The 14,764-nt window shown below is 64.7% G+C and carries 10 protein-coding genes and 1 tRNA gene; 3 read left to right on the forward strand and 8 right to left on the reverse strand.

Translation table 11 applies throughout. The annotated features are described in order from the left end of the window. The first annotated feature begins 99 nt into the window (after positions 1 to 99). Positions 100 to 2,508, forward strand: a complete 2,409-nt coding sequence (locus AC56KZ_RS03800; protein WP_497160789.1) for a hybrid sensor histidine kinase/response regulator — start codon at positions 100 to 102, stop codon at positions 2,506 to 2,508. Positions 2,509 to 2,607: 99 nt separating this feature from the next. Here the strand turns inward: AC56KZ_RS03800 and AC56KZ_RS03805 are convergent, their stop codons facing one another. The 8 genes from AC56KZ_RS03805 to AC56KZ_RS03840 all read right to left on the reverse strand — a co-directional run bounded on the left by AC56KZ_RS03805 (position 2,608) and on the right by AC56KZ_RS03840 (position 12,081). Further along, entirely contained in the window at positions 2,608 to 4,599 is a 1,992-nt protein-coding gene (locus AC56KZ_RS03805; protein ID WP_497160790.1) for a TRAP transporter large permease, read from the reverse strand. After that, complete coding sequence (locus tag AC56KZ_RS03810) at positions 4,596 to 5,180, reverse strand: TRAP transporter small permease subunit (protein WP_497160791.1); 585 nt, start codon at positions 5,178 to 5,180, stop codon at positions 4,596 to 4,598. The genes AC56KZ_RS03805 and AC56KZ_RS03810 overlap by 4 nt, the downstream gene beginning before the upstream one ends. A gap of 80 nt (positions 5,181 to 5,260) precedes the next feature. Further along, entirely contained in the window at positions 5,261 to 6,409 is a 1,149-nt protein-coding gene (locus AC56KZ_RS03815) for a TRAP transporter substrate-binding protein (protein ID WP_497160792.1), read from the reverse strand. A 300-nt stretch (positions 6,410 to 6,709) separates the two neighbouring features. Then, positions 6,710 to 7,906, reverse strand: coding sequence for a S8 family peptidase (locus AC56KZ_RS03820; RefSeq protein WP_497160793.1), 1,197 nt, complete (start codon positions 7,904 to 7,906; stop codon positions 6,710 to 6,712). A 203-nt stretch (positions 7,907 to 8,109) separates the two neighbouring features. Further along, a complete protein-coding gene (locus tag AC56KZ_RS03825; protein WP_497160794.1) occupies positions 8,110 to 8,619 on the reverse strand; it encodes a DUF2059 domain-containing protein in 510 nt (169 codons plus the stop codon). 139 nt (positions 8,620 to 8,758) lie between these two features. Further along, a tRNA-Ser gene (locus AC56KZ_RS03830) sits at positions 8,759 to 8,848 on the reverse strand. A 61-nt stretch (positions 8,849 to 8,909) separates the two neighbouring features. Further along, the gene (locus AC56KZ_RS03835) at positions 8,910 to 10,994 is read right to left on the reverse strand and encodes a putative bifunctional diguanylate cyclase/phosphodiesterase (RefSeq protein ID WP_497160795.1); all 2,085 of its coding nucleotides are present in this window, start codon (positions 10,992 to 10,994) and stop codon (positions 8,910 to 8,912) included. Beyond that, positions 10,987 to 12,081 carry an HDOD domain-containing protein gene (locus AC56KZ_RS03840; RefSeq protein ID WP_497160796.1) on the reverse strand — a complete coding sequence of 365 codons (1,095 nt, stop codon included), beginning with the start codon at positions 12,079 to 12,081 and terminating at the stop codon, positions 10,987 to 10,989. The genes AC56KZ_RS03835 and AC56KZ_RS03840 overlap by 8 nt, the downstream gene beginning before the upstream one ends. Before the next feature lie 273 nt (positions 12,082 to 12,354). On the opposite strand from AC56KZ_RS03840, the gene AC56KZ_RS03845 reads away from it, so the two are divergent. Together AC56KZ_RS03845 and AC56KZ_RS03850 are read left to right on the forward strand one after the other, a co-directional pair. Further along, on the forward strand, positions 12,355 to 14,421 hold the full coding sequence (locus AC56KZ_RS03845) for a carbon starvation CstA family protein (RefSeq protein ID WP_497160797.1): 2,067 nt from the start codon (positions 12,355 to 12,357) through the stop codon (positions 14,419 to 14,421). Further along, the gene (locus tag AC56KZ_RS03850) at positions 14,421 to 14,618 is read left to right on the forward strand and encodes a YbdD/YjiX family protein (protein ID WP_497160798.1); all 198 of its coding nucleotides are present in this window, start codon (positions 14,421 to 14,423) and stop codon (positions 14,616 to 14,618) included. Before AC56KZ_RS03845 ends, AC56KZ_RS03850 begins: the two co-directional genes overlap by 1 nt. Positions 14,619 to 14,764: the final 146 nt, after the last annotated feature.

Here is a 14,764-nt window from a genome sequence, read left to right on the forward strand (position 1 = left end):
ATATGATAGCGGTGTTTACGTTTCCCACAAGAAAAATAATGCATACAGCATAGTACTGTGGCGTGTGAACGCGTCGGGCCGGCATGCGACAATTTGAGGATGAATTTATCCGACTTCCAGGCGCTGTTTCGCGCCACGCCCTATCCCTACCTGGTCATGGCGCCCGACCTGACTATCGTCGGCGCCAGCGGCGCCTATCTGCGCTCGGTACAGCGCACCGAAGCCGACATCGTCGGCAAGTATGTCTTCGACGCCTTTCCCGAAGACCCGGACAATCCGGAAGCGACGAACATGGCCGAAATCAAGGCCTCGCTGCTGCGTGCGCTGGCCAAGGGCGAACCCGACACCACCGCTTTCGTACGCTATGCGGTGCCTGTCGTGACGCCGGAAGGAAGGAAATTCGAAGAGCGCTACTGGAGTACCGTGCACACGCCGGTGCTGGGCGAAGACGGCAGGCCGATCCTGGTCGTGCAAAATCCCGTCGACGTCACCGAGCTGTACCGGTTCGACGAACAGTCGCAGTCGGCCACGCTCAAGCTCGCCCCGCCGAGCGACGACAATACCGAGAACTTCAACCGCGCCCAGATGCACGAAGCCCTGTCGCGCATCCTCAACAACGAGCGCGAGCACCTGCGCAGCCTGTTCAACCAGTCGCCCGGTTTCGTCGCCGTCCTGATGGGACCGAAGCATGTCTTCGAGCTGGTCAATGAAGCCTATTACCAGCTGGTCGGCCACCGCGAGCTGGTCGGCAAGACGGTATGGGAAGCGTTGCCCGAGGTCGCCGGCCAGGGCTTCGAGGAATTCCTCGACAGCGTCTACCGCACCCGCAAGCCCTGGACCACGCGGGCGATGCCGTTTGCCGTGCAGCCCGTGCCGAACGGGCCGACCATCCAGCGCTATGTCGACCTGGTCTATGAGCCCTACCGCAACCAGGATGGCGTCACGATCGGCATCTTCGCGCAGGGCTATGACGTCACCGAATCGGTCCAGGCCCAGGCCGCCCGCCGCGAGAGCGACGAACGCCTGCGCGACGGCATGGACGCGGCCAAGATGGTGGTCTGGGACTGGAACCTCGACAGCGGCGAACTGGCCTATTCCGACAACGTGGCGCTGGTGCTGGGCTTCGCGCCCGGCAAGATGGACGCCGTCAGCGAGCACATCCACCCTGATGACCGCGCCACGATTGCCGCGGCCCACGGCCGCGCTCTCGACGGGGCCGGCGCCTACGCCGAAGTGGTGCGCTTCGTGCGTCCCGACAACGGCAGGCAGGTCTGGCTCGACAGCCGCGGAAAAGTCCAGTTCGACGCGGACGGCCGCGCACTGCGCATGCGCGGCGTGACCGTCGACGTGACCGAGCGCTACCAGGCCGAATTCGAACTGCGCGAATCGAACCGCAAGAAGGACGAATTCCTGGCGATGCTGGCGCACGAGTTGCGCAACCCGCTCGCGCCGATCAGCACGGCCGCCGAAATGCTGCGCCTGACGGCCAGCATCGACCCGCGCGTCAACAAGGCGAGCGAAGTCATCAGCCGCCAGGTCAAGCACATGACGGCGCTGGTGGACGACCTGCTCGACGTCTCGCGCGTCACGCGCGGGCTGGTGGAGCTGGACAAGGGACTGGTCGACATCAAGTCGGCGGTGACCAGCGCCGTCGAACAGGCGCGTCCGCTGATCGAGGCGCGGCGCCATACGCTGGTCGTGCGCATCGACGGCGCCCCGGCCACCGTCGACGGCGACCGCACGCGCCTGGTGCAGGTGATCGCCAACCTGCTCAACAACGCCGCGAAATACACGCCGCAGGGGGGCGAAATTACCCTGTCGGTCGACATTGATCCGCAGCGCGCGCAGGTCAACATCCGCGTTGGCGACAATGGCATCGGCATCGACAAGCGCCTCCTGCCCCAGGTGTTCGAGCTCTTCACGCAGGCCGAGCGCACCCCGGACCGCGCCCAGGGCGGCCTCGGGATCGGCCTGGCCCTGGTCAAGACCATCGTCGCCCTGCACCAGGGCAGCGTCACCGCCGCCAGCGCCGGGCCGGGCCTGGGCAGCACCTTCACCATCGCCCTGCCCTTTGTCGCGCCAGGCCAGGGCGAGCCGCCCACCGGCGCCGTGGCAGCTCCCGAATCGGGCGCGCCCAGCCTGCACGTCATGATCGTCGACGACAATGTCGATGCCGCCGAGTCGCTCGCGGTGCTGCTCGAAGCGCAGGGGCACCGGGTGTCGGTGCAGGCCCATCCGATCGAAGCGATCGCCGCTGCCCGCCAGGCCCGGCCCCAGGTCTTCATCCTCGACATCGGCCTGCCCGACATCGACGGTTACGAGCTGGCCCGGCGCTTGCGCGCCGACCCGGGCACCGGCGACGCCCTGTTCATCGCCCTCACCGGCTATGGCCAGGCGCACGACCGGGTGCTGTCGAAATCGAGCGGCTTCGCGCACCATTTCGTCAAGCCGATGGATACCGAAAAGCTGAGGCAGGTGCTGGCGGTGCCGAACGCAGGAACCCGATAAGCGAGCAGAGACGCGAGCAGACAAGCGAGCAGACAAGCGAAAAAAAGCCCCGGTTCAGTTCAGAACCGGGGCTTTTTCATTCGTTCCACACTTTTGCGCTTACTTGTACAGCACCCCAGGCAGCCACAGCCCGATCGCCGGGAAGGCATACAGCAGGATGATCCCCAGCACCTGGATGCCCATGAACGGCAACATGCCCATGAAGATCTGGCTCAGGGTAACGTGCGGCGGCGAGACGCCCTTCAGGTAAAAGGCCGACATGGCCACCGGCGGCGACAGGAAGGCGGTCTGCAGGTTCATCGCCACCAGCAGGCCGAAGAACAGCGGATCGATGTTGAAGTGGGCCAGCAGCGGCACGAAAATCGGCATGAAGATGACGATGATCTCGGTCCACTCGAGCGGCCAGCCGAGCAGGAAAATGATCACCTGCGCCAGCAGCATGAACTGCACCGGGGTCAGATTCATCCCCAGCACCCAGGCGTTGATGATTTCCTGGCCGCCCAGCAGCGCGAACGCGGCCGAGAAGATGCTGGAGCCGACGAACAGCCAGCACACCATCGCCGTCGTCTTGGCCGTCAGGTGGGCCGACTCGCGCAGCAGGTTGACGTTGAAGCGGCGGTAGGCGATCGCCAGGATCAGGCCGCCGAAGGCGCCCATCGCCGCCGCCTCGGTCGGTGTCGCCAGGCCGAAGACGATGCTGCCGAGCACCGCCAGGATCAGGATCGCCAGCGGGAACAGCGAACCGAGCAGCATCTTGAAGATCTCGAGGCGCGCGAAGCTGAAGAAGGCATAGAAGATCAACAAGGCAGCGGTGCCGACCCCCAGCACAGTCCAGAAAGTGGTCGACGCCGCTTTGGCAGCCGGCTCTTTCGCCGGAATGCTGGAGGCGGCCGCCATCCTGTCGGGCGACGCCGGCGCGGCCGGAGCGGCCACTTCCGGCGTCGATGGCATCGGACCGGCCGTGCCTGCCGCCGCACCTTCGCCTGGCGGCTCGGCCAGCGCGCCTTCAGCCGGCGGTTCGGCCAGCCCACCCTCCGAGGGCGGCTCAGCCAAGCCGCCGCTGTCGCCGGTGTTGTCCCCGGATCCGGCGTTGATGTCTTCCTGGGCGCCCATTTCGACCAGCTCGGTCGGCGCCGCTTCCGGCGCGGTGGCCATGCGGTAACTCACGCCCATGATGGCGGCAAAGGCCAGCGCCGGCAGCAGGGCCACGAACAGGTTCGACATCAAGGTGCGGCTTGGCACGCCGGCGGCGCGCGGGCCCTTGATCGCGCCGACCAGGCCGGATACTGCGCCCTTGTTGTAGGCGTTCGGAATGGCTTGCGTAAAGGCCGGCAACTTGACGATGCGGTCCGCGGCAGGCAGCGGCGGCGCCCATGACGGCTTGAGCTTGGCGATGATCAGCACATAGGCGACGTACAGGCCAGCGAGCATGATTCCGGGGAACAAGGCGCCCGCATACAGCTTGACCACCGAGACACCGGCCGTCGCGCCGTACACGATCAGCAGCACCGAGGGCGGAATCAGGATGCCGAGGCAGCCGCCCGCGGTGATGCAGCCGGCCGACAGCTGGGTGCTGTAGCCGGCTTTCAGCATGGCCGGCAGCGCAAGCAGGCCCATCAGCGTGACGACGGCGCCGACGATGCCGGTGGCGGTGGCGAAGATGGCGCAGGTGACGATGGTGGCCACCGCCAGCGAGCCGGGTACGCGCGCCATGGCCAGGTGCAGGCTCTTGAACAGGCGTTCGATCAGGTTGGCGCGCTCGACCACATAGCCCATGAAGACGAACAGCGGGATCGAGATCAGGACATCGTTGCCCATCACGGAGAAGGCGCGCTGCACCATCAGGTCGAGCGTGAGCTGGGTGGCCTGGTCGGGGTCGCTGCTGCGGAAGGCGATCCAGGCGAACATCATGCCCATGCCCATCAGGGTAAAGGCGGTCGGGAAGCCCAGCATGATGGCGACCACGACCAGGGCGAGCATTAGCAGGCCGAGGTGGCCGTTGGTCATGTCGGCGGGCGCCGGCATCAGGGCGAACAGGGCGATGACGATCGCGAACAGGATCGACAGGCCGAACCAGATTTCCTTCCTCATGTCGGCTCCTTGTCGTCAATGTGGACCATCGTCTTGAGCTTGTCGACGTCGACTTCCTCGACATCGGGCTCGCGTGGCGGCCAGGCGCCCATGCGCAGGCAGACCACGCAGCGAATGATTTCGACAAAGCCCTGGAACAGCAGCAAAATGCCGGCGAAGGGAATGATCATCTTGAACGGATACAGCGGCGGCCCATTGGCCGTGAGCGTCGAATGCTCGCGGATGGCGAAGGACTCGGCGGCATAGGTCCAGCCGGCCCAGACCAGGGCGACCACGCCCGGAATGAAGAAAACGAAATACAGCAGCAGGTCGAGGCCGGCCTGCAGGCGCGGCGGAAAGAAGCTGTAGAGCACATCGCCACGCACGTGGCCATTCTTGGCCAGCGTATAGGCGCCGGCCATCATGAAAACGGCGCCGTACATCATGATCATCAGGTCGAAGGCCCAGGGATTGGGGGTGTTCAGCGCGTAACGCGAAAATACTTCCCAGGTAATCAGTGCGGTGAGCGCCACGATCAGCCAGGAAAATGCCTGGCCGACCCGGCTGCTGACCCGATCGACAAAAAACAATACGTTTTGCATGAAGCTACTCCTGGTCGCTACAACACCGCCGCCCCGTGTGAAACGGGGCGGCGTACTCACTGCCGACTATCGACTTGCGCTTATGCCTTCTTGGGCGCAGGCGCCTTGCGGCCGAAGTAGTGGTTGTAGGCCATGCGGCGTGGATTGTTGGTGTCCATGTCCCACTTCATGGCGCGCTCGGCAAAGGCGCGCATCGAGGCCTCGACCCGTTTGAACAGCGGATTGTCGGCGCCCTTCTTGGCCACGACCTGGTCCCACACCGCCAGCTGCGCCTGCAGCACCGAGTCCGGCGTCTTGTAGAACTTGACGCCCTGCTTGGCTTGCAGGTCGCGGTAGTCGGTCGAGTAGCGGTCGACCGCCTTCCAGGCCATGTCGGACGAGGCCGCTTCCACAGCGTTCTCGATGATCGCCTTCATCTTGGCCGGCAGCGCGTTGTACTTGGTCCGGTTGAAGGTGATCTCGAACGTCTCCGAGCTCTGGTGGAAGCTCTGCAGCATGCAGACCTTCGACACGTCCGGGAAGCCGAGCAGGCGGTCCGAGCTGGCGTTGTTGAATTCGGCGCCGTCGAGCAGGCCGCGGTCCATGGCCGGCACGATTTCGCCGGCGGGCAAGGCGTTGACTGCTGCGCCCATCGCCGTGAACAGGTCGATCGCCAGGCCATTGGTGCGGAACTTCAGGCCCTTCAGGTCTTCGGTCTTGCTGATTGGCTTCTTGAACCAGCCGAGCGGCTGGGTCGGCATCGGGCCGGTCAGGAAGGAGACGACATTGGCGCCAATTCCTTTGTACAGTTCGTCCAGCAGCTGCCTGCCGCCGCCATACTTGTGCCATGCAAGCACCATGTTGGCGTCCATGCCGAAGGCCGGGCCCGAGGTCCAGAGGGCGATCGCGCTCTGCTTGCCGTAGTTGTAGCCCATCACGCCGTGGCCGCCGTCGAGCGTGCCTTTCGAGACGGCGTCGAGCAGGCCGAAGGCCGGCACCACGGCGCCGGCCGGCAGCACTTCGATGCGCAGCTCGCCGCCGGTCATGTCGTTGACCTTCTTGGCGAAGTCGAGCGCGTACTCGTGGAAGATATCCTTGCTCGGCCAGGTGCTCTGGAAACGCATCTTGGTCACGCCCTGGGCGCTGGCGATCATTGGCACCGCCAGGGCCGCCGCGCCGGCGGTGCCGGCGGCTGCGGTACCGAGGAACTTGCGACGGTTGGATACGGACTGCTTGTCATCCTTCTTCATGCTATGTCTCCTGTCTAGTTATATGTTCTGGCTACAGCGACTGAATCGGTACGCGCACAGCTGGTGAATTCGGGCGAATTCCTCCTCGGTAGAATAGTTGGCTTAACGGTATGCAGAATGGGCTTGTTTCCTTACGGATTTCTTACGTGGGACCGAAGCACGCACCAATGACCGACTTCCTTTTGACAGGGGATCAGGCCGGATTAGCGGACCGCGCAAAGCCAAACTTTGACATTTATCCGACAAGACGCGAAAAAAAAGGACGCCGCATGGGCGTCCTTCCCTTGCGCCAGGCCTGGATCAGTTACCGCAGCCCAGCGAAGCGATGCGGTCGCGCGCCGCTTTCGCCTGCACCAGGCCGAAGCCGTACCGGGTGTCGCGGCCTGCAGTGCCAAGGTCCTGCGCACTCTTGCCCAGCGTGCTGCGGATCTGCGCGCCGGTACAGGTCGGGTAGTAGCTCCAGACCAGCGCCGCGACCGCCGCCACATGCGGCGTCGCCATCGAGGTGCCGCTCTTGTAGCCGTACTTGCCCTTGCTGGTCGGCACGGTCGAGTACACCGACACGCCGGGACCGGCCAGCTCGACCTTGCTGTTGTACTGCGAGAAGCTGGCCCACTGCTTGAACTCGTCGACGGCGCCCACCGACACCACGCTGCTGTAGCCGGCCGGATAGGACATCGAGGTATTGCCGGCATTGCCAGCCGCCGCGATGCTCAGGATGCCGGCATTGGCCAGGGTGGCGAAGGCATTCGACTCGGTCGTGCTCGAGCCGGAACCGCCGAGCGACATGCTGATGATGTTGGCGCCGGCGCTGCGGCACACGTTGGCGGCGCTGGCCAGGTCCGAGGAATAGGCCCAGCCGGTGGCGCTGAACACCTTCACGATGTGCAGCTTGACGCGCCGGTTGGCATTCACGCCGACCACGCCCACGCCGCTGTTGTTGATGGCGGCGATGGTGCCGGCCACGTGCGTCCCGTGGCTGTTCTCGTCGGTGTACCAGTTGCCGGTGCCCACGTTGTTGGTGCCGGTGACGGCATTGCCCGACAAGTCTTCATGGTAGGCGTCGTAGCCGGAGTCGATGATGCAAATCTTGCGGTTGCCGACGTTGACATCGCTGAGCAGGTCCGCCTGCACCTGCTTGATCCCGTAAGGCACGGTCTGGCCGGAAGCGTAAGGGGTGCCGGTCGACGGCGAGGTCAGCGCGATCGGATAGCGCTTCAGGTCTTCCTCGATGTACTCGACGTTCGGGTTGTTCTCCAGGCCTTTCAGGGCGGTGCGCGGCACTTCGATCGCCACAGCATTGGTGCCGAAAATTTCCTTCTTGACCGATCCCCGCGCGCTAGCAACCACCGAGTTCATCGCTGCCTTGCCGGCCGGCGTGAACGACACGATCACACGCGCGGTGTCCGTGCTCGCAGCCACGGCCGAGCCGCACAAGATGCCGGCTGCGGCTGCAACTGCGCACAGGCCAAGGGTTTTTCCGATTTGCTTTGTCATCCAAGTCTCCGTAAGTAGTACTTATAGATATGGCGCGTGCTCTCAGGTTGCGGACACGCGTTGTTGGAACGCTGGGTCGCCGCTGTAACGGCTGACCTAGTGTAAATACGGAAACATAAACGTGGCAACTAGGGGTTGTACTAGGAAAAATCGTGGTTTAAATGTCACACACTGGCGATTCGGGGGGCCGCCACACTTGATACTTAGTTGTTTGGGATGGCCGTCATGTCTTTCATGAGTTTGTCTGTCAACGCTGACATGCCAACCATTTGTTCTTTCAGGATTGCCTGGGTAAATGCGCGCATGGCGGAACGGGACGCTTCAACCTCGCGCTGGCCCAATGGCGACTTGTAATACTTCAAAATGTCGTCGATATCTGCTTCCGACAAATCCTTGCCGTATGAACGAGTCCAGGTATCGACATACTCCTTTACCGTAACGAGACCGGCCAGATCTTCGTTGAACCGAACGAAGAGTTGTTTGATCCTTGGATCCTCCGGGCCTGCCTCGACCCCGGCGTCTTTCGACAGTTTGTCGAAGAGATCAACTCCGATCGTGGCGGCACTCGCCTTCGATTGCTCTATTTGTTCTTGAAACATTTGCTCCAAGCCCTGAGCCTTGACCAGCTGTCGAATCTTTTCGCGCCTGGTCGTATCATCGGCAAGCGCATGCGTCGACAGAAACAAGGTAATGATCAGAAGAAGGATTTTCATGGACTTGTGGTTGAGTTGAAAGTGGGACGACAAGTATATTCCGCTGCGATGGTCAAAGGAAAAGTTTGTTTAAGCAAATTTTGTTGACGGACCACGAAGACGAAAAAAAAGCCCCAGCATGTGGGGCTTTCAGGAATCCTGGCGGAAGCGGTGAGATTCGAACTCACGAACGGGTTCCCCCGTCGGCAGTTTTCAAGACTGCTGCCTTCAACCACTCGGCCACGCTTCCTGTAGACCGGCATTATACATAAATCACTCTTCCGCCGGCAGGGTATCGGTCCGGCAAACGCCTAGACCAGCAGCCAATTTTCGCGCAGCCCCTGCTCGAAGCGGACCGCCGGCAGCGGTGCGGCGTAGAGGTAACCCTGCACTTCGTCGCAGCCGGAGTCGCGCAGGAAGGCGAGCTGCTCGAGCGTTTCGACGCCCTCGGCGATGACCCGGTGGCCGAGCTGGCGGCCGATGCTGATGATGGTGCTGGCGATGGCGCAGTCGCTGGCGTCGTTCGGGATGCCGGTGGTGAAGGAGCGGTCGATTTTCAGGGTGCGGATCGGGAAGCGCTTCAGGTAGGACAGGCTCGAGTAGCCGGTGCCGAAGTCGTCCAGCGAGAGCGCGACGCCGAGCGTGTTGATGCGGTCCATGATGCCGATCACGCGGTCGATGTCGTGCATCAGCGTGCTTTCGGTGATTTCCAGCTCGAGCCAGCACGGGTCGAGCGCGTAGCGCGCCAGCGTCGCCGCCACCCGCTCCGGCAGCGCGGCGGTGAATTCGCGTGCAGAGACGTTGACGGCGATGCGCAGCGGCGGCAGGCCGGCGCGCTGCCATTCGGCGGCCTGGGCGCAGGCCTGTTCCAGCACCCATTCGCCGACCTGCACGATCAGGCCCGTGGTCTCGGCCAGCGGGATGAATTCCATCGGCGGAATCAGGCCGCGTTCGGGATGGGCCCAGCGCACCAGGGCCTCGGCGCCGACGATCCGGTCGCTGCCGATTTCGAACTTCGGCTGGTAGTACAGCAGCAGTTCGCCGTGGCCGAGGGCGTGGCGCAGGCCGGACTCGAGGCGCATGCGCTCGTGCATGCCCTGGTTCATTTCGACGCCGTAGAAGGCGACGCTGTGGTCCGGGTTGGCATGCCCTTCCTTGGCGCGCGCCATGGCGATATCGGCCATGCGCAGCAGGGTGTCGGCATCGATGCCGTCCTGCGGATAGACGCTGATGCCGACGCTGGCGCCGATGCGCAGGTCGTGGCCGTCGACCAGGAAGGGCGCGTCGAGCGCGACCTGCAGCTTGCGGGCCACGGTGGTGGCTTCGAAGTGCTGGCGGATGTCGAACAGGCCGACGGCGAATTCGTCGGCAGACAGGTGCGCGACCACGTCTTCTTCGCGCAGGGCGCCGCGCAGGCGTTTGGCGACCTGGTGCAACAAGGCGTCGCCGACGCGGCGCCCGAGCGTGTCGTTGATCAGCTTGAAGCGGTTCAGGTCGAGGAACAGCACGCAGGCGGCGGCGTCGTTGCGCGACGCCACCATCAGGGCCTGGTCGACCAGGCGCGCGAACAGGGTGCGGTTCGGCAGCGCGGTCAGTTCGTTGTAGTACGCGAGGTGGTGCAGGCGCTCTTCGGCCAGCTTGCGCTCGGTGATGTCGGTGAGGTAGGCGATCAGGCCGACCGGGCGTTCTTCCAGGTCGCGCAGCGGCGTGAGCGACAGACTGGCCCAGAAGACTTCGCCCGACTTCTTGCGGCGCCGCACTTCCATCATGCGCCCGCCGCCCTCGGCAAAGGCGTCCGGCTCGCCCGCGTCGTCGGCGCCGTCTTCGTCGGCGTACAGGAACAGGATGTTGCGGCCGACCGCTTCCAGCGACGAATAGCCGAACAGGCGCTCGGCGCCGCCGTTCCAGCTGGTGATATAGCCCATCAGGTCGAGCGTGAGCACCGACTCGTGGATCTGGTCGAGGATTTGCGACTGGTGCGCCAGTTGTCCTTCGACCTGGGCGTAGGCGTGGGTGGCGCGCTGGGCCAGCGAATGCACCTGCAGCAGGCTGCCGGTGAGCGACCCGAGGCCGGCCAGCAGGCGCTCGTCGGCTGCGGCATAGCCGGGACGCCCTTCGACCTGGTAGCAGCCGTGGTAGCTGCCATCGAGGTGGATCTCGTACACCAGGGCGCCGGGGGCGGCAGGCGCCGCCGCGGGTGTGCTCGCCAGCGGATCGGCCGGCAGGAAGCGGCCCACCGGGCTGGCCAGCAGCAGGCGCGCGATGCGGCCCAGCTCTTCGGCCAGCGGCTCGCCGCGCAGGCGCATCACGGCCGCACTGAGGGCGGCGCTGCAGGCGACGAAATCGCCCAGGCCTGCACCCGGGTCCTTGGCGGCGAGCGCCAGCGCGCTACACATTGCGGCTCACCTGGATCGCCCAGTGGTGGGCCTGCAGCACGCTGGCCCACCAGCGCGCGCCATCGATGCCGGCCGCCAGCAGCGCCCCGGGGTCAGCGCCCTGCTCGACCATGCGCAGGCGCTCGCCGAGGGCGCCGCCGCGCTCGCGCAGTGCGGCCTCGACATGGGGCGGCAGGTGCAGGTCGGCGACGATTTCCGCCATCGGCATGCCGAGCAGGCGGTCGAGCAGGGAAAAGGCGCCGGTCATGAAGGCCAGGTCCTGCTCGTCGCGGTCGCCGCCCTCGGCCTTGCACAGCACCTCGAGCTGGCCGGCGCGCAGCGCGGCCAGCGGCAGCAGCAGGTTGGGCAGGCCGTCGGCGGCGCCGCCCGCATACAGCAGCAGCTGCAGCCAGCGCTGCAACTGGCGCCGTCCCAGCATGGCGATGGCCTGGACGTAGCCGGTGATCGGGGTATTCAGGGCAAAGGCGGCCGAGTTCACCAGCCGCAGCAGGTGGAAGGACAGCACCGGATCCTGCTTGAGGACGAGTTCGAGTTCGCGCGCGTCGGCGTCGCGCGCCAGCAAGGCCAGCAGGCCAAGAATGCGCCGGCGCGAGGTGCCATCCTGGCCCTGCCCGCCTGCCGCGTCGAACGGATAATCGCCGCTGAACCAGTCGAAACCGGCGCGTGCGCATTCGTCGAAACGCCCCGCGCTGTCGACCCGGCGCGCCAGGTGCGGACCGAAACAGGACAGCAGACTCGGCATCGGCAGCGGGTTCATGCGGCAGTCAAGCGCCACGGAACGCGTGGCGGCAGGGCGCATCGTGTTCGGGGGCAGCGGGCCGTCGAGCAGCAGGCGATAGCCGGTTTCATGGAGGGCGGCGAGCTGCTTGCCCGCGCCGTCCTGCGCCAGCGCCGCGGCGTCGAAAGCGAGCACGACGCGGTTCGGCGGCAGCAAGGTCAACAGGTTCGGAGTCAGGATCGCCGGCCCGGCCAGGTGCAGCACGCAGTCGAGCGGTGCGATGGCGGCCAGCAGGTCGGGCGTGCCGAACAGCGCCGCGACGGTATCCGGCGTGACGGCACCGTCCGCCGGCTCGACAAGCAGCGCCACCCACCCATTCTGCCGATTGGCGACGGGGTGCAGGCACACGGGCGGAAATTGGTTCTGATCCGGCACAGCCATTGCATCTTCCAAGTAATCGGTCAAACCATCTTAGTCGAGGATTTAACAAAATGCAACATAAAATGTTTCCGTATGGATACATCTATGCAGTACTAATCCGTATATGCTCATTGATATACTTCCGGTTAGTATCATGCGCTCGCCGTTTGCCGAATCGTGCAAGATACGTTCAGGCGTTTGCACCGCACTTCGGGAGCCACCATGAAAAGCCTCGGAAACAAGCTCGGATGGGCCGCGATTTCGCTCCTCGGCGCGGGCGCCCTCGCCTATGTGGCCTTGCGCCGCGGCGAGTCGATCAATGCCGTGTGGGTGGTGGCCGCCGCGGTCTGCGTGTATCTCATCGCCTACCGTTTCTACAGCCTCTACATCGCCACGAAAGTGATGGGCCTCGATCCGGGCCGTCAGACGCCCGCCTATAAATACAACGACGGCCTCGACTACGTGCCGACCAACCAGTACGTGCTGTTCGGCCACCACTTCGCGGCCATCGCCGGGGCCGGGCCGCTGGTCGGTCCGGTGCTGGCCGCGCAGATGGGTTACCTGCCGGGCATGATGTGGATCCTGGCCGGGGTCGTGTTTGCCGGCGCCGTGCAGGACTTCATCGTGCTGTTCATGTCGCTGCGCCGCGACGGCCGTTCGCTGGGAGACCTGATCAAATCCGAAATGGGCGAGATCCCCGGCGTGATCGCCCTCTTCGGCACCTTCATGATCATGGTCATCATCCTTGCAGTGTTGGCCCTGATCGTCGTCAAGGCGCTGACCGGCTCGCCCTGGGGCACCTTCACCGTCATGGCGACGATTCCCATCGCCCTGTTCATGGGCGTGTATTCGCGCTACGTTCGCGTCGGGCGCATCGGCGAAATCTCGATCATCGGTTTCGTGCTGCTGATGCTGGCCATCGTCGGCGGCCAGTGGGTGCACGAGTCGCCCACCCTGGGGCCGATGTTCACCTTCACCGGCCCCGAGCTGACCTGGATGCTGATCGGCTACGGCTTCTTCGCCTCGGTCATTCCCGTCTGGCTGCTGCTGGCCCCGCGCGACTACCTGTCCACCTTCCTGAAAATTGGCACCATCGTCGCGCTGGCGATCGGCATCCTGATCGTCGCCCCGCATATGCAGATGCCGGCCGTGACACGCTTCGTCGACGGTTCCGGCCCGGTCTGGTCCGGCAACCTGTTTCCATTTCTGTTCATTACCATCGCCTGCGGTGCGGTGTCCGGTTTCCACGCCCTGATCTCTTCGGGCACCACGCCGAAAATGATCGAGAACGAAAGCCACGCCCGCTTCATCGGCTACGGCGCCATGCTGATGGAGTCCTTCGTCGCGATCATGGCCCTGGTGGCGGCCTCGACCATCGACCCGGGCGTGTATTTCGTGATGAACGCGCCGGCGGCGCTGCTGGGCACCACCGCGGAATCAGCCGCGGCGGCGGTGTCGAACTGGGGCTTCGTGATCACGCCCGAGACCATCACGCAAACTGCAAAGAACGTCGGCGAGCACAGCATCATTTCGCGCGCCGGCGGTGCGCCGACGCTCGCCGTCGGCATGGCCAACATCCTGTCGAACGTGATCGGCGGCCCGGCGATGATGGCCTTCTGGTACCACTTCGCGATCCTGTTCGAGGCGCTCTTCATCCTGACCGCGGTGGACGCCGGCACCCGCGCCGGCCGCTTCATGCTGCAAGACCTGCTGGGCGCCTTTGCGCCCGCCCTGAAGCGCACCGAGTCGCTGCCGGCCAACCTGCTCGCCACCGGCCTGTGCGTGGCAGCCTGGGGCTATTTCCTGTACCAGGGCGTGGTCGATCCGCTGGGCGGCATCAACACCCTGTGGCCGCTGTTCGGCATCGCCAACCAGATGCTGGCCGGGATCGCGCTGATGCTCGGCACCGTGGTGCTGTTCAAGATGAAGCGCGGCCGCTACGCCTGGGTCACGATCGTGCCGACCGTCTGGCTGCTGATCTGCACCCTGACTGCCGGCTGGCAGAAGATTTTCCACGATAACGCGCGGATCGGTTTCGTCGCCCACGCCCAGAAATTCCAGGCGGCGCTCGACGCCGGCCAGGTGCTGGCGCCGGCCAAGTCGATCGCGCAGATGGAGCGCATCGTCTTCAACGACTACCTCGACGCCGCGCTGGCCGGCTTCTTCATGGCGGTGGTGCTGGCGGTTCTGTACTACGGCATCCGCACCGTGATCGACGCGCGCAAGAGCGGCAAGCCGACGGTCAGGGAATCGCCCTTCGTGGCCGGCGTGTCGCCGCAGGCGCCGTGATGCTGGCCACCCTGCTTCATGCGGGCCGCTACCTCGGGCAAAGCATGCGCCTGATGGTCGGCCTGCCGGAATACGATACCTACCTCGCCCACATGGAGCGCGCGCATCCGGATCAAACGCCGATGAGCTACGAGGAATTCTTCCGGGAGCGCCAGGAAGCGCGCTACGGATCGGGGCGCAGCGGGGGCTGTTGCTGATCCGTACCCGTTCAAATTTCCGCGCATCAACCCTTTTGCGCAAGCGCAAAACTATCCCCTTCCCTCCAACGTAATATTTTTTCTTGCAGGAATTTGCATTTCTGCAAGGAGGGCATGTGCGCGCAGATGGGCGCCGGCCCGCACCG

The sequence above is a fragment of the Telluria sp. LT2P34 genome, assembly GCF_059685915.1.

Coding starts and splice junctions, on each gene's coding strand:
- AC56KZ_RS03835 (WP_497160795.1), bottom strand. CDS start 10,994: ATGTGTAGCGCGCTGGCGCTCGCCGCCAAGGACCCGGGTGCAGGCCTG.
- AC56KZ_RS03815 (WP_497160792.1), bottom strand. CDS start 6,409: ATGAAGAAGGATGACAAGCAGTCCGTATCCAACCGTCGCAAGTTCCTC.
- AC56KZ_RS03800 (WP_497160789.1), top strand. CDS start 100: ATGAATTTATCCGACTTCCAGGCGCTGTTTCGCGCCACGCCCTATCCC.
- AC56KZ_RS03845 (WP_497160797.1), top strand. CDS start 12,355: ATGAAAAGCCTCGGAAACAAGCTCGGATGGGCCGCGATTTCGCTCCTC.
- AC56KZ_RS03820 (WP_497160793.1), bottom strand. CDS start 7,906: ATGACAAAGCAAATCGGAAAAACCCTTGGCCTGTGCGCAGTTGCAGCC.
- AC56KZ_RS03850 (WP_497160798.1), top strand. CDS start 14,421: ATGCTGGCCACCCTGCTTCATGCGGGCCGCTACCTCGGGCAAAGCATG.
- AC56KZ_RS03825 (WP_497160794.1), bottom strand. CDS start 8,619: ATGAAAATCCTTCTTCTGATCATTACCTTGTTTCTGTCGACGCATGCG.
- AC56KZ_RS03805 (WP_497160790.1), bottom strand. CDS start 4,599: ATGAGGAAGGAAATCTGGTTCGGCCTGTCGATCCTGTTCGCGATCGTC.
- AC56KZ_RS03810 (WP_497160791.1), bottom strand. CDS start 5,180: ATGCAAAACGTATTGTTTTTTGTCGATCGGGTCAGCAGCCGGGTCGGC.